Raw genomic sequence first — 23,931 nt, 5'->3', positions numbered from 1 at the left:
AATATACATACTAAAAAATTATTATATATATAATAATTTTTTAGTATGAATATTTGAAATCACAATACTTAATATCTTAATTACAATACTTGCTATTTTTATCACAATACTTGCTATGAAAAAATCAATACTTGATTTATGCCTTTTTTAAATGTCAAGTATTGACATCTTAATAATAATACTTAGTATCTTAATCACAATATTTGAATTTACAAAATTTGAAAAATGCAGTATAATATATACATGAAATTTAGCTTTTTTCCAAAATTCAAGTCTTCCAAGAATAAGGAAAAGCCACTTGAATACCCACTTTACGAAATTAACCCTAAAGAATTCATTATGATTAGCGAGCATCTTATGAAGACTAATAGCACGGCCCACAAATTACTTGGAATTATTATGGCTTCTGGAATTCCATTAACTGATTTGAAAAATCCGAATATCAAAACTCCCTACAACTTCAAATCCAATATACTTTACTGCATATTGGACAACGGCTTTGCGTTGAAAACACGCCCTTTAGTCTCTCCCAATGAAATCGCTAAATGTATTGAAAATCTAAACAAAAGTGACCTGCTAGCTATTAGCACGAACAAAATTAATTATGCAGCAAGAAATATATTCGACTTCAATATAACTACTAAACAACTGAAAATTGCCTATTCTTTGATTGTAAAGTCTAAAGACAAGCTAATGGCACATAACAAATATACCAAAAATCCAGGAAATATCCGACTAACTGAAAAGCCGTGTATCCAACTAGGCGAAAAAATGAAATATATCAGAGCATTTAAGCCTGTAAGGCCAGACACAATCAATCTGAACACATTTAGAAATAGCGAAAACAAAAATACATCTGCTATTGCGAATTTGATTTATGATTTTTTTTCTGGGAATGAGCCTTGCAAAAATTTGCATAATCTGAAATCGAGCATTAATGTTGACCTAAAAAATCTACATAATCTTAAATCATACATTAATATCAAACTAAAAGATTTAGGGATTAACGAAAGCACCGCCAGTAGATTGCAACAGCGAATTTTTTCTAAAATATTTTTTATTGAGTAGAAATCTTTAGCATTTAGGCACAAAGCCCATAGTAGTAGCGCCAGTCGCTCCATGCCTATTTTTGTCGACGATGACCTTTATTTTACGCGGCTCTTTGTCATTATCTTGTTGTTGTTGCCCATCATTATCTTTTTGTTCTTCATCTTCCCTATGCAAAAAAATTACCATATCAGCGTCTTGTTCTAAAGACCCCGATTCACGCAAATTTGCTAAATTAGGCGCTTTACCTTGGGCTTCCCTATTCAGTTGAGAGAGGACTATTATTGGGATTTCAAGCTCAATTGCAAGTGCGCGTAGATTACGGCTCAAAAATGCAACTTGCTCAAAACGGGGTGTATTATTGTACTCAACAGAAATTAGACCAATGTAGTCAATGACAATAATCTCAACACCGTCTTTTTTCATTTTTCTAGCTTTAGATTTTAGATCATGTATTGGGATATTAGGCGTATTGTCAACCACAATTGGGTAATTCTCAATCTTAGAGCATGCTTTTACACACTTTTGGCGCTCATTTTTGTCCATTAAACTTTTTATTAATCTTGTAAAACTCGACGCCCGAATTAATTGATATGAGGGTCATTGCTATGAAGTCACTGACAACCTCAAGTATAAAAAATCCAACACTTACACCTTGTTTTCACAAATTGTTTGCAATATTGAGTACAAAAGTAGTCTTACCAACACTAGGCCTTGCACCAACTATCACATAGTCACCTTTTTAAATCCTTTAATTATTTTGTCGACGCCACTAAACCCACTAGGTATGTCTCTACTTTCCTTTCTATTTTTGTAGTTTTTGATCAAGTCTTTTCCGGTCAACGAATTTTTGGTTTCGTAGTTCAGTTCCAGTGAATTTGCCTTGGACTGTATAGTGTCGATCAACGCTACTAAATCTTTTGATTTATTAAAGGCAGCTTGATTTACCGAGTTAGCAAATTCAACAATTGAGCGCCTAACACTGCAATCCCTAATAATGCTACAATAATTGTCTAAGATTGGGCCAAGCATAGTGTATTTGGACATAGTTTCAATGTATGCGTTTACATCAAAATCCGTTAAAACTTCGCTAGACTTACTATTCTTTTTCAGCTCTTCAAACACTATAATCGGGTCAATCGACAATCCTTTTTGATGTAAATCGACAATACAGTAAATATTTTCCTATGCGACTCGCAATAGAAGTCTTCACAGTCTGTAACTGCAGAAAAACTTCTTCAATGCCTACAGTATTGTTTAGCAAGCCACTAAATTACAACACCTTCTGAATGCCTATTGAAAAGACCGTATTTTTCAGTAAAATCTTTGATTTTCAAATGTTCGTTCACTTTTTACTCCTTTTCTTCGCTCCTAAAACCATTTTTTAAAAATTCCTTAAAGTGGGTTGATAACTTGATAAAATCCTCAACTTTACAAAAGTTCCTATTTTCACATCAAAGTAACCTTTTTGTCCATTACAAACACCTTTTTGCCCCTTGAAAATTACATAACCCTTGTCTATCTTATGTTTGCTTATTGGTTTTGGGGTTGTCTCAACTTGCTTGTAGATAGGAACATATGTGTCCTTGAATTCACCGACTATAGCGAAGAAATCAGTACCTTTAAAATTGGTACTCATAAACCATACCTTTTTTTGGTATTTTTTGATCTTTTTCAAGAAGAACTCCAGTATGTCTTCTAAGCGATTTTGGGGCGCCAAATACGCGAGGTATTGTATTAATATGGGTTATCTTTATTATTTTTTTCATGAGACCATTTTTTTAATGATTCTAAATAAAGCCAAAAATACAATTTTAAAGTAAAGGTTAAATCGGTTTTGAATCCTACTAATAGAGAAAATATAGACACTAAAAAGTCCCTAATACTATAAATTAGCATAAAAGAATAATAAGAAGTGAGAATTCTAGTTAAATATTGTACTAATAATCAAGGACCTTTTAAAGTAAAATCTAAAAATAAATATGATTTTAAAGAAGCTATGCTTCTAGGTGTTAAAACAACTTTAAAAGCTATAAATACTGGGAATAATAAATTAAATTCTATAAAAACATAAAGATCATATTTTATTAAAATTTAAAGATAATAAGACATATATAATTCAATTATCTGACCTTAAAAACCATTTATTAAAAAACAAGAAAACCCCATTATTAGGAAATCTGGGACCAGGAAGAGAATATGTAGAATTTATAGATGACCCTAACGACAAAATAGAAGCAGAGTTATAATCAGAAAAAACAAGAAGAGGTAATTAAAGAAGACTTTAGGGGATAAAGAAGATTTAGAATGATTTTCTAAATCTTCTTTATCAATAAAAAAGTAAGATTAAAAAATTGAAAAGCAAAATGCATAAAATTCTAACCAAATTAATAAGCTATATGTTTCTATCTAGCAATTTAAAAAAATAAATTTAAAGTATATCTTTTAAAGCGTTTTCAGCTTCCCTATAATAAATTTCTTTCAAAGAAGGTTCTAAAAGGTCATTTATAAAAACTTTTATACTATTTGAAAAGTGAATTTTCCCTTTTATATATTTACCATATTTTTTATACAATACATTCTCAACCTCCTTCAAGGTATTCCTATTTTTAATAAATTGGTTTTCTATAATAGAAATATTGTATTTTTTATTTTTAATATTTTGAATATTGTTGATAGTTTCCGTTAAAATAGAAAAACTCTCTATTGACCATCTTTCCACTTGAACTGGGATTATAATATGATCTGTAACATTTAAAGCATTCTTTAAAAGAAAATTTCTACTAGGAGAAGTATCTATTATAATATAATCAAAATCAAAACTTTTACTACTTTTATTTAATCTAAATTCTAAAATAATTTCTTTATAATCTATATCATCTGTGTTAAACTTTTCTAAAACAGGATGGGAAGGAATTATAGAAATATATTCATTAATTTTATTTACACATTTATCAAAATATGTGTTTCCTTTTAAAAATTCATAAATATTATGTTTTTTAATATTCGTTATATATCTATTAAAATAGGAACTTAAAGAATTTTGCGGATCAAGATCAATCAATAATACTTTTCTCTCTAATTCTTTTAAAACATAAGAAAAAAGTATAGAAAGTGAACTTTTACCAACCCCTCCTTTTAAACTTGCAAGTGTAATTATAATTGGTTTTTTTTGATCCATTTATCTATAACTCCCTCATCTTTAAATTTTTTCTTATAAAATTCATATACTTTTTTTTCCATTTTTTTTAAGTGTGATAAATTAAATTGATAATACTCGGTATTTTCTTTATCTTTTCTTAAGAGCGTTCTTAAAGATTGTACATATGCTTTAATAGAACCATTTTTAAAAGCAAATTCTATATAGTAAAGTTTCTTTATTGCATAAGTTTTATTATTTTCTTTTTTTAAAAAAAAAGGTTTATCTAGCTTTTCATGCCTGTATCTTATTTCTAAGAACTTATCATTTTCTTTTAAAGGGAAAAGATTAAAAAAAAGAAAATCTTCAGTATTATTAAACTTTTGGAAAGTAATCCTTAGTCTTTCTCCTTTATTTGTAATTCTAAAGCCAATTAGATGTTTAAATATTTTTGTGCAGTATATTTTCCTACTATTGACTTCTTCGATTCTATTAAATATAATTTTTTTTTCTATATATTTTTTTTTGTTTCTGAGTTTTTCAAGCAAACCACTCAAATTATGATCCCTTTTTCAAAATGTTACCTAAAATATTATTGGCTATTACTCCAGCATGTCCTGAAAAGACAGTTATTCTATTTGCTTTCCACTTATTAGTATAAGTGTCTTTAAATTCTCCTGCAAGGATATAAAAATCCGTCTTATAAGGGGCAATTTTTCTCATAAAATGAATTTTGTTTTTATAAAAGTTTAGCTTAGATAAAAAAAATTCTTTAATATCTCTTATCTCATAATTATGTTTTAGATAATTTTTAAAATCTTTATAGTTTAATAAAGTATTTTTTAGCGTTTTAATCGGGTTTTTAGTGTTAGAAACCATTGATTTAACTCTTTTGAAGAAAGAGTTTTCAATAGAATTCTTATTATATATGTTTATATATTGTTTATTATATACAGTGATATTTTCAGTGATATTTTTAGGTTCAAAAGACCTTTTTTTTTCATTTAAATTATCTTTTTCTTCCTTTACTTTTTTAATTAGGACTGCTTTAGTGCTACTAAAATAGGCATCAATCAATTTATGTGCAATAGGCGACACTTTATATATACAAAGTTTTCCCCTGAATTCTCCAAAGTTATTTGAGAATGTTAGTATTCTTTTTTCTAATGCTTTTAGTGAAACTAAAAATCTTAAATCTAGTCTTAGAGTATTAATTGTAGTTGTTTTTTTATTTTCTTTATCTATGTTTGAGTTTAGCACACGAAGTATATCTCCTTGACGATGAACCCGAAGTTCTTTTAGCTTTTCAGAGTCAAAATGAATTCCATGTATTGATACATTATATTTTTTTTCAAACTCTTTGTTTAAGAACATAATGACAGAAATTATTTTCTTAAGTTTGCAATCTTTTGAAAGTAGTTTATTGGATTTATTAGCATTAATTTGGTAGTTATTATTAGGCATCATAGCTTTCATTTTTTTGTCCCCCAGCTTAATGTGTACTTAATTATTAATTAACATTTAAAATGTAATACATAAAATAATAAATTTCAACCCCTTTTAAAATTAAATCTAAAAACTATTTTAAATAATATTTAAGTTATTAGGCTTGAGTTTTTAATAAAAAAAGAATTTCGGGTTTATGCAATAACTAGGAGAAAACTTTTCAATGATATTGATTAAAAATAAAACAATAAATAAGGCTCAAAGTATAAATAATCAAGACAATTTAAAAAATATATTTTTTGTGACTGCTGTTTCTAAGCTAAATATTATATAAATAGCTTCTTTCCTCGTTCAGAACCGAACGAATTTTTTTGTTATTGGTAATTATTTTTTTATCAAAAAATTGTAAATATTGACACAAATGTAAATTTGTGTCAATATTTACTCACAGATTAGTGGTATGAGATTTATTATTTATACCATTGGTCAAAATTTCTTTTTTTTAGATGCTAATTGATACTTAAATACATAGAAATGAATACTTCTAAAGCAAAATAAGTATAGGAGGATAAAATGAGGAAAAAACAAAATAAAAAAGAGATGATTCTAAATGATAGATTTGAAGATTTTATTGATAAAAGTCAAAATTTAAATAGTCAAGATCAAAATTTAATAATTTACAATGATCTAAAAGACCAATTAAAGCTTAATTTGAAAGATGATATTGACAATAAAATTCAAAGAATGAAAATTCTATATGAAATTAAGCAAAAAGAACTTTATAAATATGATGGTTTTAAAAGCTTTGAACAATTTATAAAATCTTTTATAATTGCAAAAACTCAGGCCTATACATATTTAAAGGTTTATGAAAAGGTTTTAGAAGGCGTTGTTTCTATTGATAAAATTAAGGAGGTGGGTTTTAATAGCATATATCATACTATACAAAAACAAGGATTATTAGAAATAAATCAAGAAGATATGAGTAAAAACAATAAAGAAAATACCCCAATTAGAATTTTAGTAAAAGACGATGAATTATATGATTTTTGTAAAAAAGATACTAAAAGAGTCTATTTTATTTTAGAGGAGATTTTTAAAAATAAAAAAGATATTTTATCAGAGATCATAATTAAATATGATTTTTTAAAAAAGAAAAGGAATAAATAACTTCTCAAGTTTTGTTGACTTTAATGTTAATTAATGGTAATCTATTACTTCTAATAGGCTTAAGTTTATTTTGCCTAGTTTAATGTCGAAAAGATGCCCGGAAAAAGGGTTTTTTTCATTTTAAAATCCAAATCTTAAGGTTTATTGGGATCAAAAAAGGTTTTTATCCTTAAATTCTTTTTGCATGCATTTGATGGATAAATTTTCTATTGTTGTGTTTTTATAATTGGCTACTAAGTGATGAGACTTTTTACATAAAAAGTCTCATCTTTGACATATAATTTTATTATGTTGTTTAGCAACTCTTAGTCCAGATCAATTCTATTGGTAGAGCTTTTTTGTTTTGTTGATAATTTCTTTTAACTATTTAAGTATATTTTAAGCAATAAAATTTCTAGTGAAGATAAAGAAAAAAATAGAAGAAATCAGGAAATTAAGTAGCTATTATAAATTTTTCTATTATGGAATTGAGTTCCCAGATATTTAGGAAGGATTTAATATTGTAATTGGAAATCCTCCATGGTAGAAAATTAAGTTTAATGAATCTGAATTTTTCTCAAAACATATTTCTAGTTACAGAAAATTAAGTATAAAATAACAAAATAAAATAAAACAAAAAGTATTTAGTAAAGACAATCATTCTTTAAATATTGATTACAATTCAGAAAAAATAGTTTAATTACTATTAATAATATTTATAAAAATGATTTCAAATATTTTTCTAATGGTGGTGATCTAAATCTTTTTAGATACTTTGTTACATTTAATTTAAGGATAATAAAAGAAAAAGGCAATTTAACTTATTTAGTCTCTTCATCTCTTTGGAGTGAATCTAGTTCTAGATCATTAAGAAAACATATATTTACAAATATAAGCTTAAATATATTTATCAATTTTAAAATTAAAAAAGATTTAAAGATGTGATATCATTTTTAAAATTTACGGTATTTCAACTTAGTAATACTAAAGCCCTACATCAAGTTTTAACGCAAAATTTATGATTCGGAGCAATGATAATATTATGAAAGAAATAGCCAATTACTTAAAAGATGGCAAAGATAATACATATAAAGGGATTGAATTAAATATAAATCAAATTAGGCAGCTATCTCTTATTCAGGAATCAATAATAGAATTTAAAGGTACTAAAGAATTTAGCTTAATCAATAAAATGTTTGGTCAATTTAGTACTTTTAGTGAAGAATATATTGATTTTGGAGTAAGGTTGCATTTAACAAAGTATAAAGCATTGTATAAAGAATATAATAATGGAAGATTTATATTTCTTTATTCTGGAGCTGATATTTATCAGTTTGATTTAAGATTTTTTGAAAATAAAGCCGCAAAAGAAAGTTTTAAGCTTTTATGGGTAGATAAAAAAGACTTTAAAAAAGTATTAACTAAGGATAATTAATTTCAAACCGAAAGAGTATTCTATAGATGTATTGCAAGTAATACAAATGGAAGAACTACGATTAGTATTTTGTCTCCTAAAAATTGTTATTGTGTGCACTCAGTATATATAAATTATGAAAAACACCAATATCTATTTATAAAAAATTATTTATTATGTCTATTTTTAATTCATTAACATTTGATTTTTTAATCAGAAGATTTGTTAATGTACATGTTCAAAAACCATGTTTATATCAATGTCCGATGTCTCAACCCAAAGAAAAAGATATTTTAACTAACCCGTTGTATTTAACTTTAGTTAAAAATACTTCCTTGTTAATAGCCAAAAATGATCCTTTAAATTTCTCCAATTTACTCTATTTGAAACATTTTGAGCTTATTAAAGAAAAGGCTAATAAAATACTAAAATTAGATGTGAAAAATGAATTTTTTAAAGAAAAATAAAATGAAAACAATTTTATTGTAGTTAGCCTTTATTCATTAAGCAAAAAAGATTTTAGGGTTTTGCTAATGACTTTAAGGTATTAAAAATAAAAAGGAGAAGAATATATTTCTTCTTTAATCAAAGATATGAAAATTATTTGCTAAATAATAAAAGTTTTTAGTATGAAAAATGCAATAAAAAGGTAAAAAAATGGGATTTTAAACTAAACAATAAGGCAGAAAAAAGGAATTAAGTAGTACTTAAAGGTTTTAAATGTAGATAATTTAGATAGAAAGTGTGTTAAAGCTTTAGTTATTAAATACCGAGCGACATTTAAAAAATTTATTTTTTAAATAAATTTTTTTAATTTTATTGCTAATATATAATTATGTTACATAAAGATAAAGATATAAATTTTATAAAATCAATAAAAGATGTAAGTAGAAAAATACAAAATTATAAAGATTTTGTTGAAAACGAAGCACAAACAAGACAAAATCTTATTGATCCATTTTTAGATGCGATGGGTTATGATCATACTGATCTTTCAATTGTTAAAGTTGAATATAAGGCAGATATTCCTAAGTTTAATGGACTAAAAAAAGCTGATTATATTATTTATCCAACAAAAAAGGAAGAAGAGCCCACTATTTTGATAGAGGCCAAATATCACAATAGTAGAGAAAAGCTTGAAAGCCATCTAAAGCAATTAAAGCCTTATTTTGAAAATATTCGTTCTCAAGGAAAGAGAGTTGAATTTGGGATATTGACAGATGGTATAGAATATAGATTCTATACTGACTTAGATAAAGATAATTTACTAGATAATGAGCCTTTTATGGTTATTAATTTAGAAAAATTAACATCTAAAGATTTTGGGTATCTTAAAAAGTTTTCTAAAAATTCTTTAAATATTGAAGAGGCCAGAGCTTTTGCATTAGAAAAAAAATATACAGACAAACTTTTAGATTATTTAAAAAAAGAAATTAAAAACACAAGTGATGATTTTCTTGAATTTTTTAAAGCTAAAATTGGTTTTAAAGAGACATATTTAGGCAATATATTTAATGATATTATTAAAAATGCTTTTGGTATGTTTAGCAAAAGAAACGATGTGATTTTAGAGAGTAAAAAAAATAACATAGAAGATGACATATGTTCTGATATAAAAGACAATAACATTGAAACCGAAAATTTAAAAAAATTTGAAAAATTAAATTCCGATATGAAAGCAATATATCAAAACTTAGAAAGTTTTATTTTTGCTTTAAATCCTGATGTAATTGAAAAAGTTGAAACAAAGTGTTATACAGGATTTAAGGTGAGGGGTGGATATTTTGTAGATTTTAGCTTTAGGCCTGGGGCAAACAAAATAAATATTACTGTTACTGTTGCTCTAAATCAAATAACTTTAAAAGAAGGTTTTACTAGATATATTAAGAATATTGGTAAATGGGGAAGAGGAGATATTCAGATTTTATGTACATCGGATCTTCAAATTGAAGAGATTAAATCTATTATTAAATTAAGTTATAACAATGTTGTTTCAAAAAATAAAAAAATATATTAAGTAAATGCATAAACATTATAAATGTTTTAGTAAACTTAAGGGATTGTGATTTAAAAATACAAAAAATATATAGCTTAACAAAATTTACTTTCAATTTACTTTCTTTCATCGTTATATTTAGTTATAATATCAAAAAATATATTTTCTATGCTGAAACAAGCTCTTTAAAAATATGTTATTTTTATACCTTCTTTTATAAACTAATATTATTCTTTATCTTTTATGAAAATTCTAATAGAAAGATTCTTATTATCTAATAACTTGTATTAGTATACAAATCTAATATTTTTTGAAATTATAATTATCAAATAATGATAACTTCCCAGCATTGTTTTCTTTAACTAATTTGATCAGTTTTGAAGTTTAAGTCTAATTCAAAATGTATCTTTTCTTTTTAATACATATCAAATTTGATTCAATTAAAAAATTAATATTTTGTCTTACAAAATATTTTGTTTTTTCCTATTTTTTATATTACCCATGTAATTAATTATAGCCGTATTGTTTTCTAAAAAATTTAGAATAGAATCATGTGTATCAAATAATTCTTTTCCTAAATTATTAACATTGACTTTATTTTGTGTATTGTGTTTTAAACGATATGAAGCGTGTTATTAGAGAATTAAAAAATAGTTATTTTGAGGCAGGAGATAGTATAATTAAGAACAATAATATCAAAAAAATGTTGGTTATTTGCTTATATTTTAAAGATTAAATATAATTAAATAAATAAGCAGGTTGTTATTATATGGATTTTTATAATTTAATTAAGGATTTTGGCAGTTTAATTGGTATTTTAGTAACTTTAGTTAGCATTCTGACAATAAGTTATAAATTTGGTGGTAGACTTACTAAAATTGACTTAGAATTAGGGAATTTAAAAGAAGATAATAAAAAATTAGATACTAGAATAGATAAATTAGATACCAGAATAGATAAATTAGATACCAGAATAGATAATTTAGATAAAAGATTGCTAACACTTGAAGTTGAGTCTAAGAATTTAAATAATTCGGTTAATGAGGTTAGGTCTGAAATGAAAAGCTATCTTAATAGGGTTGAAAACAGATTAGATAAAATAGAATCTAGATTGGAAAAATCAGATGAAAGATATATGATTTTCTTTACCAATAGAGCCTTAGATTTACTTAAAACAGAAAAATCAGAAAATAAGAATGAGTAGGTTCAGAAGAACATGGGGGATGACTTTTTGTTTCCAAAAATAATATTAAAATTAACATCCACCTAAATTTAAAAGTTTTTGAAATTAAATGATAAATAAAGTATTTTTTTTTTGATAAAAATTATTTTTTAAGTTTAAATAACAGATTTTATTATTTTGACATAATGATTAATAAATAAAAAAAGCAATTTTAAAATTTTATCTTGTTTTTTAGTTTGCTTGCCATCATTTTTCAATAGCTATTTTAGGTTTTTTAACCTCTTTCAAATTTTTTCTAATTTCTCTTTTCTTTTATCTAATATGCCAAATAACTAAAAAACCAATACCCAATGTCTAACTGATGTGTATATTTTCTCTTTATAAGTGAATGCAGAAGCTTTGAGCTGTAAAAATTTGAAATGTAAAATATAATGTTCATGGTAGTGTAAGCGCAAAAAGTAGTCACCCTCTTTTTGTATTTTTAGAGTCTAACTTTTATTAATAATACAGCAATAAAAACTAAGGCAGGTGCTTCCTTGAGTAAAGCTTTTAAACTATGCTCCAGGGTAGAGATGTTCGTTTTTTAAAAAAGAACTTAAAAAGCTGTTATGGTGTAAAACAAAAAATTATTTCTATAATCTTTGATTTAGTAGAGATAGTGGTTTACTCCATAATGTTGGGAATAGGTGTTGATAATATGGTTGTTCTCAGATTATTAACCTCTTTATTTTTTTCATTAAGCTGATTTGATAGCGTATCTAAATAAGAGTTTAATTGAGAATCATCTGTTTTTATAGAATTTTTATTTTTTTGATAATCTAATAAAATCTGTTTTATGGTTTTTGAAAAAAATTTTCTTATAGAAAATAATTGTTCAAGGGAATTTTTGATCTTTTTTAAATCTGAGATTTTTGCTTTATCTAAAGCATCTTTTTTCAAAAAAAGGTGATTAATTGTTTTTTCCACTTCAAGTTCTAAAATTGCTATAGTATTTAATACTTTAGCTGCTATTGATTTTTGTTTTGGTTTATTAAATATTGTTATAAATTCATCGATTTCATTTTCCGCTAAAAAAGTACTTATAAAATCAAAAGCCCTTGTATCTATCGTGAAAATTTCCCCATCAGCTTGACTATCTACAGTTTTTTGTTCTTCTGGCTTAATTGGTGATATTTTGTTTTTGTCTATGGTTGCTTTAGGTATCTCTATTAAATTTTTTATTTCATCAATATATATATTTTTTGTTTTATTAATGTGTGAACTTTTTGCTTTATCAATATGCTTTTTTATTGCTGTTTCGGTATCATGATCGGCACTACAACTATTTAAAAGTAAAAAAACATACATACATAAAATTATGTTATTTTTCATAAAAAACATTCTCCTCAATCGGTATAAATTAATTGTATTATTATATTATAGAGTATACAATATTATAATGTATTTTTATCATTACAAATTATAATTTTTTAATATTTTTAAAATATTAAAAATGGTTATTTTTCACCCATAAAAGTATCTTATTACTTTTTAAGCCTGTTACAATCTCTTTAATATTTTCGAAATTTTTTGATTTTTAATATGTTTTTTAAAGTTTTTATAAAAATCTTATTTAAAGAACAACATCCATATCTTTTATTGCTGGGATTAAATTTGTATTGCTTTGTATTAATCAAATTTTTTTATTATCTATCCACTTATTATTTTTTACATTTTTATTCTTATTTAATGCTTTTTAGCAAAAAAGTAATTTACTATTTGCAAATATTCCCCCAGTTAAATCTATTAGAAATTAATCTTCTCTTAGTATTAATATTTAAATATTTGCATCGTTACTTTTAATGTTCCAGTTTTAACCCATTTTAAGTTTAAGCTTATTAACAATAATACAAAAACATATCATATGATAAGACATCATAATATGTATATTACTATTGTCAAAATATTTGACATTTCATTATTCAAATGAAACTCTTATAAAAGAATCTTTATTGTTTTGAATTTTTTTTGAGTTCTTGTGTTAAATTAGATATTTTCTTTTGAAAGGTTTTTTCTTATTAACTACATTTTATTTTTAAAAACTCATTTTTTCTTTTATAACTTTAAAATTATAGTTATTATTATAAATATCAAATCTTTTATTTTTTATATTGTTTTATTTTGTGAGGCTTATATGCATAAAATTGCCAATATAATTACCTTATTGTCTTTTTAATTCTTAGTATTTCTTAAAAGTTTATTAATTAAATCTTTTTGATTTTCAGAAATCCCATCCATCGTAAACTTTATAAATATGATATTTTTTTTATAAAATTACAATTTTTTGTTTATCTCGATTTAGAGTCTTAACAAGGCTCTAAGATATATTTTTTTGTTTTCTTTTTTTTATATATTCTAACCAATCTTCAATTTTTTTATTTTTACCATGTTATTTTCTAAATAATGAGTATTTTGTGTCCCACTTAAAGTGACATCTTCATATTCTTTTATGATATAAATCTTTGGTATATGGTTTTTAGGTAATTTAATCATAGTAATTCTTACTAACATATTTAAAATTATTATAGTAGTTTGATTCTTTTGTTTTTAAAATTTTATGATTCATATAAATAAATAGATTATGAATATCTTATAAACAGGGCTAATTTTTAGATTTTTGCTTAACATATATATTTTAATTTTAAACTTTTAATGTAATTGTTGCAAATATTTGTTGATAGATTATTAATGTTTTTATTCTAAAGTCTTTTTCAATAGTTCCTATAAATAGAAATTGCGATGATATTTTTTAGAGATAATAGAATTTAGTGATAATTAGAATCACATATTCTAAGTGACTTTAATATTTAGATTAAAAATCTAGACCCTTTACAGGAGAGCTTTATTATCTAAAATAATAGTACATGTGCTTTTAAAAGTCTTTGGCTATTCTGGCAAGATTATAAAAAGGATAGCACAATAAATCATATTTTTTTCAAATCTAAAAAATAAATTGATATATATGTATCTGAAAAGTCGGGGCATCATGTTTTTTTGAAGTGTAAGAAGCCCTATATAAAGTTTCATACTAGTCTAGGTGGTTGTTTTATTAGAATCCCCATGGGTGTCTGATTAATTATAACTTAGCATAGTAGGCTTTTTAATTTATTTTTTCTTACTTTAAAACGTATTTTTTTTATAAATACTAATTAATTCAGGTGATTGAAAAAAGGAAATGATAATGAGAGTAAAACTGCCGATAAGCAGGATAAGGACCAGGCTGATATTTTTGCTAATGATGCAAGGAATAATAAGAATATTCTATTAGTGATTTGTGGAAAATTTAGTTAGTTATTTTTAATATAGTTGCTTGGACTAAAAAGAAGATAAAAGGTTATTGGAAGAAATTTAAAAAAGATTTTTATAAGTAATATTCGTTTATTTTAAGCTTCATTTAATATTAATATTATTTAATATAAAAATAGTTTCATATTGTGTATAATATAATACGGGAATGTTTTTATATTAAAAAGGTATAGTTTTTATGAATAAAATTGGAGAATATATTTTATCTATAATATCTTTATTTTTTATTATTTCTTGTCATATGCTAGACAGAGGACGAAATGATTTAAATCAGGAGCAAGGTATTCAAAATCAAGAAGGAAATAGTGAAAAAAGCAAAAAAAATATTAATAAAAGCATTTATGATTTAAATCAAGATCAGTCTAACGAGATTGTTGGTGGATTAAATCAGAGAAATATTGATGAGCTTAAAATTTTTGTTGAAAAGACTAAGTATTATTCTATAAAATTAAACACTATTTATAACGAATATACAGAAGCATATAATAATATTATGACTTATTTGGGAGGTAGTGACGAATTTTCAGATTTTTATAAAAGTAAAGTTACTCAAGCTATATCTATACTTAAAAAAGATAATAAAATTGTTAATAAGTTTAAGGAGCTTGAAAAGATTATAGAAGAATACAAACCTATGTTTTTAAGCGAATTAATTCATGATTTTGCTATAAAATTAGACCAAGCTTTAGATAATGTGTTTAATGCCAGAGATGTTGTTGATTCTTATAAAAAACTGAGAAAATCTATTGTATTAGCCTACGTTGAGAGTTTTGATGATATATCTTCTAAGTTTATTGATACTAAGTTTGTTGAAGCTTCCAAAAAATTTGTCAATACGGCTAAAGATTTTGTAGAGGAAAATGATCTTATAGCTCTTGGGTGTATTGTGGAAACTATTGGCGATATGGTTAATGATAGGGGAATAAATTCAAGAATCAGGTATAATAATTCTTATAAAAAAGAAGCAGATTTTTTGGCTGCTGCTGTAAAACTTGAGGAGGCTTATAAAGCTATTAAGTAAGTTTTACATATAGATTAGGTAAATTTAGGCTTAATCCAATTTATCTAAAGAGAGGTATGTTTCTCAATTTAAAAGCATATTTCTCTTTTTAGTACTACTATTTGAAAATTTATAAACTTTAACCTAATAGAAAAGCAAAATTTTTTTAAAATTTCTAAAAAATAATTCTCTACATACTCTTCTTATTACATTAAAAAATATTATAGCTTATATAAAGCACATAGGTAAATATAATTTTTTTGTATTAAACAGAGATGTTTTGTTTGTTTTTATAGAAATAGTGTTTTATTTCATTAAATAACTGTGAATTTATATAGATTTTGATAGGAGAAGGTCATGAAAAAAATATTTTATTAATAAATATGATAGTGCTAACAAGTTTATTATCATGTAATACAAGTGCCTTCCCATATAGAAGTAAAAGAAAAGCAGATGGTGAAGGTTGTTTTTTTACAGCCTGTGTTTGAAACTAATAATTTTTTATATTTTTTACAAGAAAAGATGGAAATAAAAGATGAAGATTTAGTTCCAAATACTAATGAAGAAAAGTAAGTAGAAAAGATAATTGATGATACAAAGAGTTTTCTTGAAAGTAGTAAATTTGCTAAATTAGGCAATGAATAAATTAAGCTTGAAAATAAATATAAAGAATTAGAATCTAGTTTTAATTCTGTTTATCATTCTCTTAAAAAGAAATTATGACCTAATTTTTTGATGTTTATGGTGGTGAAATCTTGTATCCTCAGCTTGTATGAAGATATTATATAAGACCTGATATAACAGCGAGTAAAGAAGAAAAAAGGCAAGAGCTAATCCATTCAGTTAATCAGTTAAACAATATAAGAGCTGATCTTGATAGACTTGTAAGTAAATTAGAGGTAGGGCTTAGTGAGAGAACATTTAGAAATACTTTTTTGAGAAAGCCCAAGAAGATTTAAAAAAAACTATTACTGAGAGATTGAAAAACAAAAAAATAGAAATTACTGGCCAATAAAAAATGATTTTTTGGCTAAATAAGCACTAAGAGAAGCAAAAAATTCTTTAAATCAGTTAAAAACTTCTTTCTCTAAGATAATGGAAGTAACAGATAAAATGAAAGAGATAGAAGAGCTTATTAAAGAGGTAAATGATGTTTTGAGCTAATAATACATATATGATTAGAGATCATATGTTGTTTTAAAAAAGTTATTAAGTAGCATTTCACTTAATTATTTTTGTAACAGTTTGGGTTAATCATTTTTTAATATAAAACTTAGCCTCTAAACATAGAGGCCAAGTTTTATATTAAAAAAAGGGTGTAATTGCACCTAAGATGTGATAAACATTTATAATGTTTATATGAACATTGAGATACAAAACAATTCTAAAGATAAAAGCATCAAAAAATTTCTCCCGGTTGAAACCAGAAGATTTAGATTATGAGTATGTCTATCAGTATTTAGATGAATGGATATTCAAAAAAAGTACAAGATCCCATGAATAAAGTAGATGGGCTTGAATATATTTATAATGCAAAAAGGTATCTCAGTTTGAAAAAATATTAGTTAAGATGTTAAGATACTATAAAGAATATTCAAGTAGGCTTGAGAAGGATATCACAGAGAGCCGTTGATTCCATAGTATTTAGAATTACAAAAATATATATGAAAAAGAATTTAAAGTAAAGGCCAAAGAGATTTCTAGATCTATTTTGGCTAGCATTCTTGAAGAAATACCAGTTAAAATTCTTTTTTTGAAGAAAAAAATATTATAGATAAAAAATTTGTAGCGTATTCAAAGTTAGAGCTCAGAATTTTAGGAGAATTGTATGAAAATTTACTTGAATATGAGCTAAGAATTGCGATTACTACTATTAATTGCATCCTTGAAAAAGGAATTTATTGTATTGCTACTGAAGATAAGCTTTAAAACAAAAAAGTAAACAAGGCCTTAACCTACTATAAAGGCAACATTTATCTTTTGGGGATTTAGAAAAGCAATTCGTCATAAATTTTGAAAATCTTGAGTTTAAGATTGGTATTGTAGAAAAGAATTTACAAAATGAAATGTCTAGCTTATGTAGCTGATTATCATGTTTTTCAAATAATAATTACGAAAAATTTTTTATCCCATATTTAAATCTTTTTTAAAGTTTATAAATGATAAAATAAAATGATGAAAACTAATGGCATTGTAAAAACAAATGATCCAAATATATCTCTTTATAAAGAACTAGCAAAAGACTTTATAACAAAAGAAAATATTGATAAACTAAAAAACTTTTTTTTGCTTTTAAAGAATAAGCTTTCTTCAATAGATGGTAATTCTACAGAAGCAAATATAGAGTCTTTACTAAAATCTATATTTGAAGAGCTAAATTATTCAGTAGAACAGCAAAAAGGTGGACAAATAGAAGGAGTGTCTTCTAGAATAGATATACTACTTTTTGAAAATGATTTGAAAATGATAAAGACAAATTAAATTTTAATAATAAATTAAAAGAAGCTAAAAAATATAATGAGCCTATTCCGACTGAAGATATTTTACTTATATCAGAAGTTAAGCGCCCATTATTTAGTTTTGATATTAAAGATAAAGTAAAAGAAGCAGAAGATCAGTTATATAGATATATAAATCAATATCAAAAGCATTATGGGATAATTTTAAATGGAAAGGTGTGAGACTTTATGATAAATCGGAAGTACTTTATGGAGCAAAAAAATATATTGAATTGAATTTTTCTAAAATTGAAAAAAAGAAGAATACAAAGATCAAGAATGGTTTATTTTATTTAGATATTTTATAAGAAAAGCAAGATATCTAAAGAAAAGTAGTGTAATAAAATTTGAAAAAGAGCAAATAAATGAAGAAAAAGAGATAATTCAGAAAACTTTAAAAGAGATCCTTTGCGAGAACCCCGATGATTCTATAGTATTTAAAATTGCAAAAGATATATATCTTTACAAGAAATTATTTATTGTATCTATTTTTAATTTATTTGTATTTGACTTTATGATTAGAAGATTTGTTGGCTTAAATGTATTAATGTTTATACCAATGCCCTATGCCGCAACCCGAAGAAAAAGATATTTTAGCTAGTCTGCTATACTTAACTTTAGCAAAAAACACTTCTTTACTAATAGCTAAAAATGATCCTAAGAACTTTAAATATTTACTTTACTTAGAATGTTTTGGGTTTGATAAAGAAAAAGTTAATAAAGTTCTAAATCTAAATGCGGAAGATGAATTTTTTAAAGAAAAAGACAATGAAAGTAACTTTATTGTAGCTAATCTTTACACATTAACCAAAGAAGATTTTATTCATTTTACTTAGTGATTTTAAAGCATTAAAAAACAAAAAAAGGAGAAGATTATATTTCATCTTTAATAAAAGGATATGAAAATTATTTGCTAAATAATAAAAGTTTTCAGTATGAATAAGTCAAAAAAATAAAAAATGATATTTTAACAAAAAATTAGTAAATTATATTGGATTTAAAATTGTAAATAATTTTGATATTTATATTTTTTAGATGATATTCTTTTTAGTAAGAAAGGTTTGTTAATTTTTGTAATTCAAATTAAAATGGTCTAAAGTTAAAGTTAATGTTAACTTTAGAGGAGAGGAAGCGTGAAATTTGAAATTAAATATTTAGCTTTGGGATTGCTATTTGGTTTTATCAGTTGTGATGTATTTATGAAAGGTGAAATGAAAGAGAAATCTCTTGGTTTGTTTGATGGTAAAGGAAATTCTATTTTAGGTACTAACGAAGAATCTATTAAAAATTCTATTAATGAGAAGAAAATCGAAGTCAAAGAGAAGATTACTAAAGAAGAGCCTTATAATCATGCAAGGGGGTTGTTTACTAATAATGGTAATTTATTGCAAAAAAATGTAATATCAGGAGAAGAAGTTTTAGAAACTAAATTATTAAGGGATCAGCTTGAGTCTACCGGAAAGGAAAAAATACAAAAACAACAGAATGAACATAACGGGATGATCAAAGGAAGTTTGAATTTTCTTAGTGGTGAAAGTGGTGAATCCAAGGATATTTTTGAAAGAAATGAATTTTATTTTACTATAGATTCTGATTCAAGACCAAAAAGTGACTTACAGACTGTTTCAGGTTCAAATACTATTTTATACGACGATGAAGTAGAGGAAGAAAGTTATAATGAATATGATGAGGAGACAATATTAAATAATCGATATAAATCTTATCTACAAGGTGTTAAATATAATGTAAATTTAGCAATTGAAACAATTAGCAAAATATATGCTAATTATAACTCGTTTGCAACAAAGCGAACCCGGATGTATTCTACATTTCTTGATGACTCTGCTAAAGCCAGAGCTAGAAAAAATGCTAAAAAGTTTACAAAAGAAAAGCTTGAAAAAAATCTTAATACCCTATTGAATTATATTCAGGTGAGTTCAAATACTGCAGCAAATTTATTATACATAAGTGAAATGCACGCTAAAAGAAAATTAGATGAGATTAAAACAGAAATAAAGACTTTGATTTCAAGTATTAAAGGACAATCTGATTCTTACGAAGCATATAAATCAATAGTACGTCCAATCTTGTTAATTAAGGATTCACTTAGAGAAATGCAAGTTGTAATTGATAAAAATGGCGTTTGGTACTAATATTCAATAATTGAATATTAGTACTTTATCGAAAAAATTCATTAAAATAGAAAATGAATATATTATTATCTAAGTAGTAGTGTAATATAGTTCTACATAGTATTAAGTGTTAATAGCAGCTGACATCCCATATATAAACCAAATACAAAGAAGTCCAAATGAAAAAGCTTTAAAAATAATAAAATAAGAAGTCATGAGTAAAAAAATTGATACTAAGTAAACAATTTTTCTATCAAAAATGTCTGATATTATACCTGATGGAAATTCAAAAATAATAATTTCTGCCATATAGCAAATTTGCACTATAGCAATATTTTTGAGTGATAAACCTTAATTTATTAAAATAATAGTTAGTACCGCATGGGGCAATGTTCTTGCAATCTCTGAAAAAATAATGAATAAAAATAATATCTTTGAAGTTTCCTTGCTATCACAATTCTTTATTATATTTGAAGAATTTGTTTTTTTAAATATAAATCAAATGAAAATGAAATGGGAAATTATTGTTGTTAATATCAATTTGTTTATTTAAAAAATTAATTTTTTCATATTGATTGCTAAAATAAAACATAATATCAATAATAACCTATATTAGATACAATTGAATTCTTAATAAAGAAAGGAGAGGTCTGATAGTCTTTATTGACTAATATTATTTTACTTTCTAATTTAGAAGATGATGCCTTTTTTATAACTCCTACTTCAGTACAGTAGTAGCAAGATGAGATATTTAGAATATAAAATGAACCAGTAGCTGAAAAATCATTAGGATATCCAATATTTATAAGTGAAATAAAATTTTCAATATAGATTTTATTAACTATATCTCAGATTAAGTATTAAATTTCCAATGGCAAAATTCAAAATAATCCATTTTAGATAAATTTTGTTTAAAAATAAAATATAGTTTTAATATTAAGTAAGAGTAATTAACAATAGATTTAATATTATTAATAATATATTCTTTAGATATAGACTCTTTATTCATTTTTATCAAAAAATATTAAGCCTATATTTTATTTTAGATAGAGTTTTTTCATTATGACAATTTCAATACATACCTTAAATTGTATGTATTGAAAATATGTCGCTTTTTAGCTTTTCTAATTCTTCACTTTTTTTTACAAGTTGTTTGTAAAGTTCAATTACATGAGATTTGAGCTTAGTGAGATTTGTTTTTATAAGATTTTCATCATTTTGATAATCTAATAAAAGTTGGTTTAACATTGTTGAAACGATTGTTTTTGTAGATAATAATTTCTCAAATGAATTTTTAAGCTTTTCTAAGTCTAAAGTGTCTAGTTTATCTATAGTGTTTTTTTTGGAATATAGATAAACAATCACGTCGTCAATAGCACTTCCAAACCTGTTAAAGATGCTAAATAGGCTTTGTGTTTGTTCCGATGATATTATAATTTCTGAAAATTCCTTTAATTTATTAGTGTCAATATCATTTAAGGCGGCATAGATATATTTTCTATATCTTTTAGATTTTTCGCTATTATCGGCTATCTTTTCGCCTGATAAATTTCCCACCCAAGCCAATTTTTTAAAAGCCGCTATTCCATATTGGTCTGAAGGTTCTTCTTTTAGTTTTTTTACATATTTTTCTCTATCTATGTTGGCTGTTTCTATTAAATTTTTTAGATCATCAAGCGGTGTGTTTTTTATTTTTTTATTGGGGGCTTCTTCTTGATTTAGGGTTGCTTCTGTTTTAGTTTTTAATTCCGCTTTATTAGATTTTAGTTCTTTTTTACTAGATAGATCCTTCATATCTTTTTGATTTGCGTTAAAATCTGTATTGCAAGAATTTAAGAATAAAAAAACAAATATACTTGCAATCATACTATATTTCATAAATATTCTCCTTGTTAATATTATATTTAATTTAATATAATAATGTTATTATTAACCAGAAGTTTTATATTATTTTGATCTTTTTTAAAAATTTATTTTGATATAAATTTAATTAAATTTGTGTATTTAAATAATAGTATGTGTTATTTATGAATAGATTTTGATGATTATTGTATTAAAGGTTTAAAAACTTTGAAATTGTAAATAATTTGTAGAGTATTTTAAGGGATTATTGTATTGTCCTGTGAAGTTCTTAGCCTTAAATTTTGTTGATAATTGGGGCAAGACCGTGTAGTTGGTAAAACTGCTTTTGTGTTTAATATTGCAAATAATATTGTATGAAACAAAATCGGAGTGTTGTATTTTTTTTACACTTGAAATTACAAGTAGGTTTATTACAAAAAGGCTTATATCACTTAATGCTGACATTTAATTCTACAAAATTAATAATTTCTCGATGAATCGAAATGAAGTTATTGTTCATAGTCAAGCACTTTCTAAGCTTAATAATTTGTCCTTTTTCGTTGGAAGTATGCAAAGTATCCAAATACATGAACTAAAAGCTTAAGCTAGAAAAATTAAAAAGAATTAGATGTTCAGATTATTTTCATTGACCATATTGGCTTAATTACCATACAACAGAACAATATTCCCTGTTTTGAGCAAGTTGCATTTTTGAGTCGTACTATATGTTTACTTGTTCTAGAGCTTGAAATTCCAATAATAGTTCTATATCAAGTTACCAGAAGTGCATAAGGCAGAAAACCTAGTTTGGCAGCTTTAAGGGAGTCGAGAGCGCTAGAGCAGGATGCAGACATTGTAATTTTTTTATATCAAGAAAATGAAGGATATAAAGAGAATACTAGCATTTTAATTAATACTTTAGTTAAAGTAAAAGTGGGGTAGTTGCTAAGAATAGAAATGGTCCTACCTGGCGATGTAACTATGGATTTTATACCCAAGTTTACCAAATTTATAGATAAAAAAAGGCAATGTACTAAAATAAGTTGTTAGCTTTTTATAGTGCTTATTTTGTTGGTAATTTATTTCAAAAAAAATAACAAAGAATACTTTACCAACTCCGCCCTTTAAGCTTGCCATTGTTATAATAATAGGCCTATTGCCTTGCATTATATTTCCTTTATTATTGGATATTTTATTTTTAATAATAACATTATATCAATATTTTATGTTTATAAGCTTTATTAGCGCTCATTATTTTTTCAAATTATTACATTATATTTTAACTTACATTACAAATCAAAATTAAAACTGTTCCTGTTTAAGCAAGATTTTAGAGCATGTTTTAGTGGATAATCATTCTTAAAAAGAGCCCAAAAAGATATCGTTAGGTGAAACAAAAAGCCATTTTTATAATCTTTTATTTTAGCAATGTTAGTTCATTAGCTTAGTTATTGAGTTAATAACTAAGCTTTTTGGTTATTAAGTTAAGTTTACTCTTAGGTAATTTTGATTTTCTTTTTCTTTAAAAAATTTATCAAAAAATAGCAAAGAATACTCCACCTATAATTTCTATGAAATTTAGGTGGAGATGAATTTGCAACGTAAGTTAATATATAATATAATAATTTAAAAAAATAATGAGCGCTAATAAAGCTTATAAGTACAGAATATATCCTAACACCAATCAAAAGAAATATTTTTCAAAGGTATTCGGATGCGTAAGATTTTTGTATAACAAAA

23 protein-coding genes and 5 pseudogenes are annotated in these 23,931 nt (G+C 24.7%); 16 read left to right on the top strand and 12 right to left on the bottom strand.

Translation table 11 applies throughout. The features are described from left to right. Positions 1-243 precede the first annotated feature (243 nt). Entirely contained in the window at positions 244-1,068 is an 825-nt protein-coding gene (locus tag HNP68_RS05310; RefSeq protein WP_235684945.1) for a hypothetical protein, read from the top strand. 6 nt (positions 1,069-1,074) lie between these two features. On the opposite strand, the gene HNP68_RS05305 is transcribed toward HNP68_RS05310, so the two are convergent. The 4 genes from HNP68_RS05305 to HNP68_RS05290 all read right to left on the bottom strand — a co-directional run bounded on the left by HNP68_RS05305 (position 1,075) and on the right by HNP68_RS05290 (position 2,725). Next, positions 1,075-1,593 carry a DnaB-like helicase C-terminal domain-containing protein gene (locus tag HNP68_RS05305; protein ID WP_183221182.1) on the bottom strand — a complete coding sequence of 173 codons (519 nt, stop codon included), beginning with the start codon at positions 1,591-1,593 and terminating at the stop codon, positions 1,075-1,077. A 115-nt stretch (positions 1,594-1,708) separates the two neighbouring features. Then, the gene (locus tag HNP68_RS07755) at positions 1,709-1,777 is read right to left on the bottom strand and encodes a DnaB-like helicase C-terminal domain-containing protein (protein ID WP_183221190.1); all 69 of its coding nucleotides are present in this window, start codon (positions 1,775-1,777) and stop codon (positions 1,709-1,711) included. Further along, entirely contained in the window at positions 1,774-2,193 is a 420-nt protein-coding gene (locus tag HNP68_RS05295; protein ID WP_183221175.1) for a hypothetical protein, read from the bottom strand. Before HNP68_RS05295 ends, HNP68_RS07755 begins: the two co-directional genes overlap by 4 nt. Before the next feature lie 238 nt (positions 2,194-2,431). Next, entirely contained in the window at positions 2,432-2,725 is a 294-nt protein-coding gene (locus tag HNP68_RS05290; protein WP_183221173.1) for a hypothetical protein, read from the bottom strand. A 237-nt stretch (positions 2,726-2,962) separates the two neighbouring features. Between HNP68_RS05290 and HNP68_RS05285 the strand changes: the two genes are divergently transcribed. Beyond that, positions 2,963-3,121, top strand: a complete 159-nt coding sequence (locus tag HNP68_RS05285) for a hypothetical protein (RefSeq protein WP_183221171.1) — start codon at positions 2,963-2,965, stop codon at positions 3,119-3,121. 357 nt (positions 3,122-3,478) lie between these two features. On the opposite strand, the gene HNP68_RS05280 is transcribed toward HNP68_RS05285, so the two are convergent. From HNP68_RS05280 to HNP68_RS05270, 3 genes are read right to left on the bottom strand one after another with little or no spacing between them, the layout of a single operon-like run. Next, a complete protein-coding gene (locus tag HNP68_RS05280) occupies positions 3,479-4,228 on the bottom strand; it encodes a ParA family protein (protein ID WP_183221169.1) in 750 nt (249 codons plus the stop codon). Beyond that, a complete protein-coding gene (locus HNP68_RS05275) occupies positions 4,204-4,743 on the bottom strand; it encodes a DUF226 domain-containing protein (protein ID WP_183221167.1) in 540 nt (179 codons plus the stop codon). The genes HNP68_RS05280 and HNP68_RS05275 overlap by 25 nt, the downstream gene beginning before the upstream one ends. 1 nt (position 4,744) lies before the next feature. After that, on the bottom strand, positions 4,745-5,662 hold the full coding sequence (locus HNP68_RS05270) for a plasmid maintenance protein (RefSeq protein ID WP_183221165.1): 918 nt from the start codon (positions 5,660-5,662) through the stop codon (positions 4,745-4,747). Positions 5,663-6,205: 543 nt separating this feature from the next. Here HNP68_RS05270 and HNP68_RS05265 point away from each other — a divergent pair. From HNP68_RS05265 to HNP68_RS05250, 5 genes are all read left to right on the top strand, one after another. Then, on the top strand, positions 6,206-6,802 hold the full coding sequence (locus HNP68_RS05265) for a chromosome replication/partitioning protein (protein WP_183221163.1): 597 nt from the start codon (positions 6,206-6,208) through the stop codon (positions 6,800-6,802). Between the two features lie 1,021 nt (positions 6,803-7,823). Beyond that, a complete protein-coding gene (locus HNP68_RS07750; RefSeq protein ID WP_420025816.1) occupies positions 7,824-8,216 on the top strand; it encodes a hypothetical protein in 393 nt (130 codons plus the stop codon). 155 nt (positions 8,217-8,371) lie between these two features. Further along, positions 8,372-8,662 (top strand): hypothetical protein, encoded by a 291-nt coding sequence (locus tag HNP68_RS07745; RefSeq protein ID WP_420703293.1) that lies wholly within the window; start codon positions 8,372-8,374, stop codon positions 8,660-8,662. A gap of 368 nt (positions 8,663-9,030) precedes the next feature. Further along, positions 9,031-10,212, top strand: a complete 1,182-nt coding sequence (locus HNP68_RS05255) for a type I restriction endonuclease (RefSeq protein ID WP_183221161.1) — start codon at positions 9,031-9,033, stop codon at positions 10,210-10,212. Positions 10,213-10,960: 748 nt separating this feature from the next. After that, on the top strand, positions 10,961-11,395 hold the full coding sequence (locus HNP68_RS05250; RefSeq protein WP_235684944.1) for a hypothetical protein: 435 nt from the start codon (positions 10,961-10,963) through the stop codon (positions 11,393-11,395). A 642-nt stretch (positions 11,396-12,037) separates the two neighbouring features. Here HNP68_RS05250 and HNP68_RS05245 read toward each other — a convergent pair. Both HNP68_RS05245 and HNP68_RS07915 read right to left on the bottom strand, forming a co-directional pair. After that, positions 12,038-12,745: a CRASP family complement regulator-acquiring lipoprotein gene (locus HNP68_RS05245; RefSeq protein ID WP_183221159.1), complete on the bottom strand. Its 708-nt coding sequence runs from the start codon at positions 12,743-12,745 to the stop codon at positions 12,038-12,040. An 840-nt stretch (positions 12,746-13,585) separates the two neighbouring features. Next, positions 13,586-13,675: pseudogene (locus HNP68_RS07915) on the bottom strand (chromosome replication/partitioning protein); the annotation flags it as partial. A 1,222-nt stretch (positions 13,676-14,897) separates the two neighbouring features. On the opposite strand from HNP68_RS07915, the gene HNP68_RS05240 reads away from it, so the two are divergent. The 7 genes and pseudogenes from HNP68_RS05240 to HNP68_RS05220 all read left to right on the top strand — a co-directional run bounded on the left by HNP68_RS05240 (position 14,898) and on the right by HNP68_RS05220 (position 20,370). Next, positions 14,898-15,740 carry a cell surface protein gene (locus HNP68_RS05240; RefSeq protein ID WP_272955328.1) on the top strand — a complete coding sequence of 281 codons (843 nt, stop codon included), beginning with the start codon at positions 14,898-14,900 and terminating at the stop codon, positions 15,738-15,740. A 399-nt stretch (positions 15,741-16,139) separates the two neighbouring features. Then, positions 16,140-16,292 (top strand): hypothetical protein, encoded by a 153-nt coding sequence (locus HNP68_RS05235; RefSeq protein ID WP_183221157.1) that lies wholly within the window; start codon positions 16,140-16,142, stop codon positions 16,290-16,292. Positions 16,293-16,769: 477 nt separating this feature from the next. Further along, positions 16,770-16,883, top strand: a pseudogene (locus HNP68_RS07910) (hypothetical protein); the annotation flags it as partial. Positions 16,884-17,430: 547 nt separating this feature from the next. Next, a pseudogene (locus HNP68_RS07260) lies at positions 17,431-17,645 on the top strand (hypothetical protein); the annotation flags it as partial. A 249-nt stretch (positions 17,646-17,894) separates the two neighbouring features. Next, positions 17,895-18,677 (top strand): annotated as a pseudogene (locus HNP68_RS05230) (class I SAM-dependent DNA methyltransferase); the annotation flags it as partial. A gap of 106 nt (positions 18,678-18,783) precedes the next feature. Further along, positions 18,784-19,053: a hypothetical protein gene (locus tag HNP68_RS05225; protein WP_183221155.1), complete on the top strand. Its 270-nt coding sequence runs from the start codon at positions 18,784-18,786 to the stop codon at positions 19,051-19,053. 297 nt (positions 19,054-19,350) lie between these two features. Beyond that, a complete protein-coding gene (locus tag HNP68_RS05220; RefSeq protein WP_183221153.1) occupies positions 19,351-20,370 on the top strand; it encodes a ferrous iron transporter A in 1,020 nt (339 codons plus the stop codon). A gap of 102 nt (positions 20,371-20,472) precedes the next feature. Here HNP68_RS05220 and HNP68_RS05215 read toward each other — a convergent pair whose 3' ends face one another. The 3 genes from HNP68_RS05215 to HNP68_RS05205 form a co-directional block, all read right to left on the bottom strand. Further along, on the bottom strand, positions 20,473-20,658 hold the full coding sequence (locus HNP68_RS05215) for an MFS transporter (protein ID WP_235684943.1): 186 nt from the start codon (positions 20,656-20,658) through the stop codon (positions 20,473-20,475). Between the two features lie 774 nt (positions 20,659-21,432). Further along, positions 21,433-22,227, bottom strand: a complete 795-nt coding sequence (locus tag HNP68_RS05210; RefSeq protein WP_183221151.1) for a virulence associated lipoprotein — start codon at positions 22,225-22,227, stop codon at positions 21,433-21,435. 183 nt (positions 22,228-22,410) lie between these two features. Further along, positions 22,411-22,656, bottom strand: coding sequence for a hypothetical protein (locus HNP68_RS05205; RefSeq protein WP_183221149.1), 246 nt, complete (start codon positions 22,654-22,656; stop codon positions 22,411-22,413). A 171-nt stretch (positions 22,657-22,827) separates the two neighbouring features. On the opposite strand from HNP68_RS05205, the pseudogene HNP68_RS07255 reads away from it, so the two are divergent. Both HNP68_RS07255 and HNP68_RS05190 read left to right on the top strand, forming a co-directional pair. Then, positions 22,828-23,133, top strand: a pseudogene (locus HNP68_RS07255) (DnaB-like helicase C-terminal domain-containing protein). 695 nt (positions 23,134-23,828) lie between these two features. Beyond that, positions 23,829-23,931, top strand: a 103-nt coding sequence (locus HNP68_RS05190; RefSeq protein WP_183221145.1) for a helix-turn-helix domain-containing protein, incomplete at its 3' end; no start/stop codon positions are given.

This window comes from Borreliella yangtzensis (assembly GCF_014201775.1).
In the GTDB taxonomy this organism is placed as follows: Bacteria; Spirochaetota; Spirochaetia; order Borreliales; family Borreliaceae; genus Borreliella; species Borreliella yangtzensis.
The sequence above is the reverse complement of the archived record's forward strand: the minus strand, read 5'-3'. Positions and strand labels throughout refer to the sequence as shown.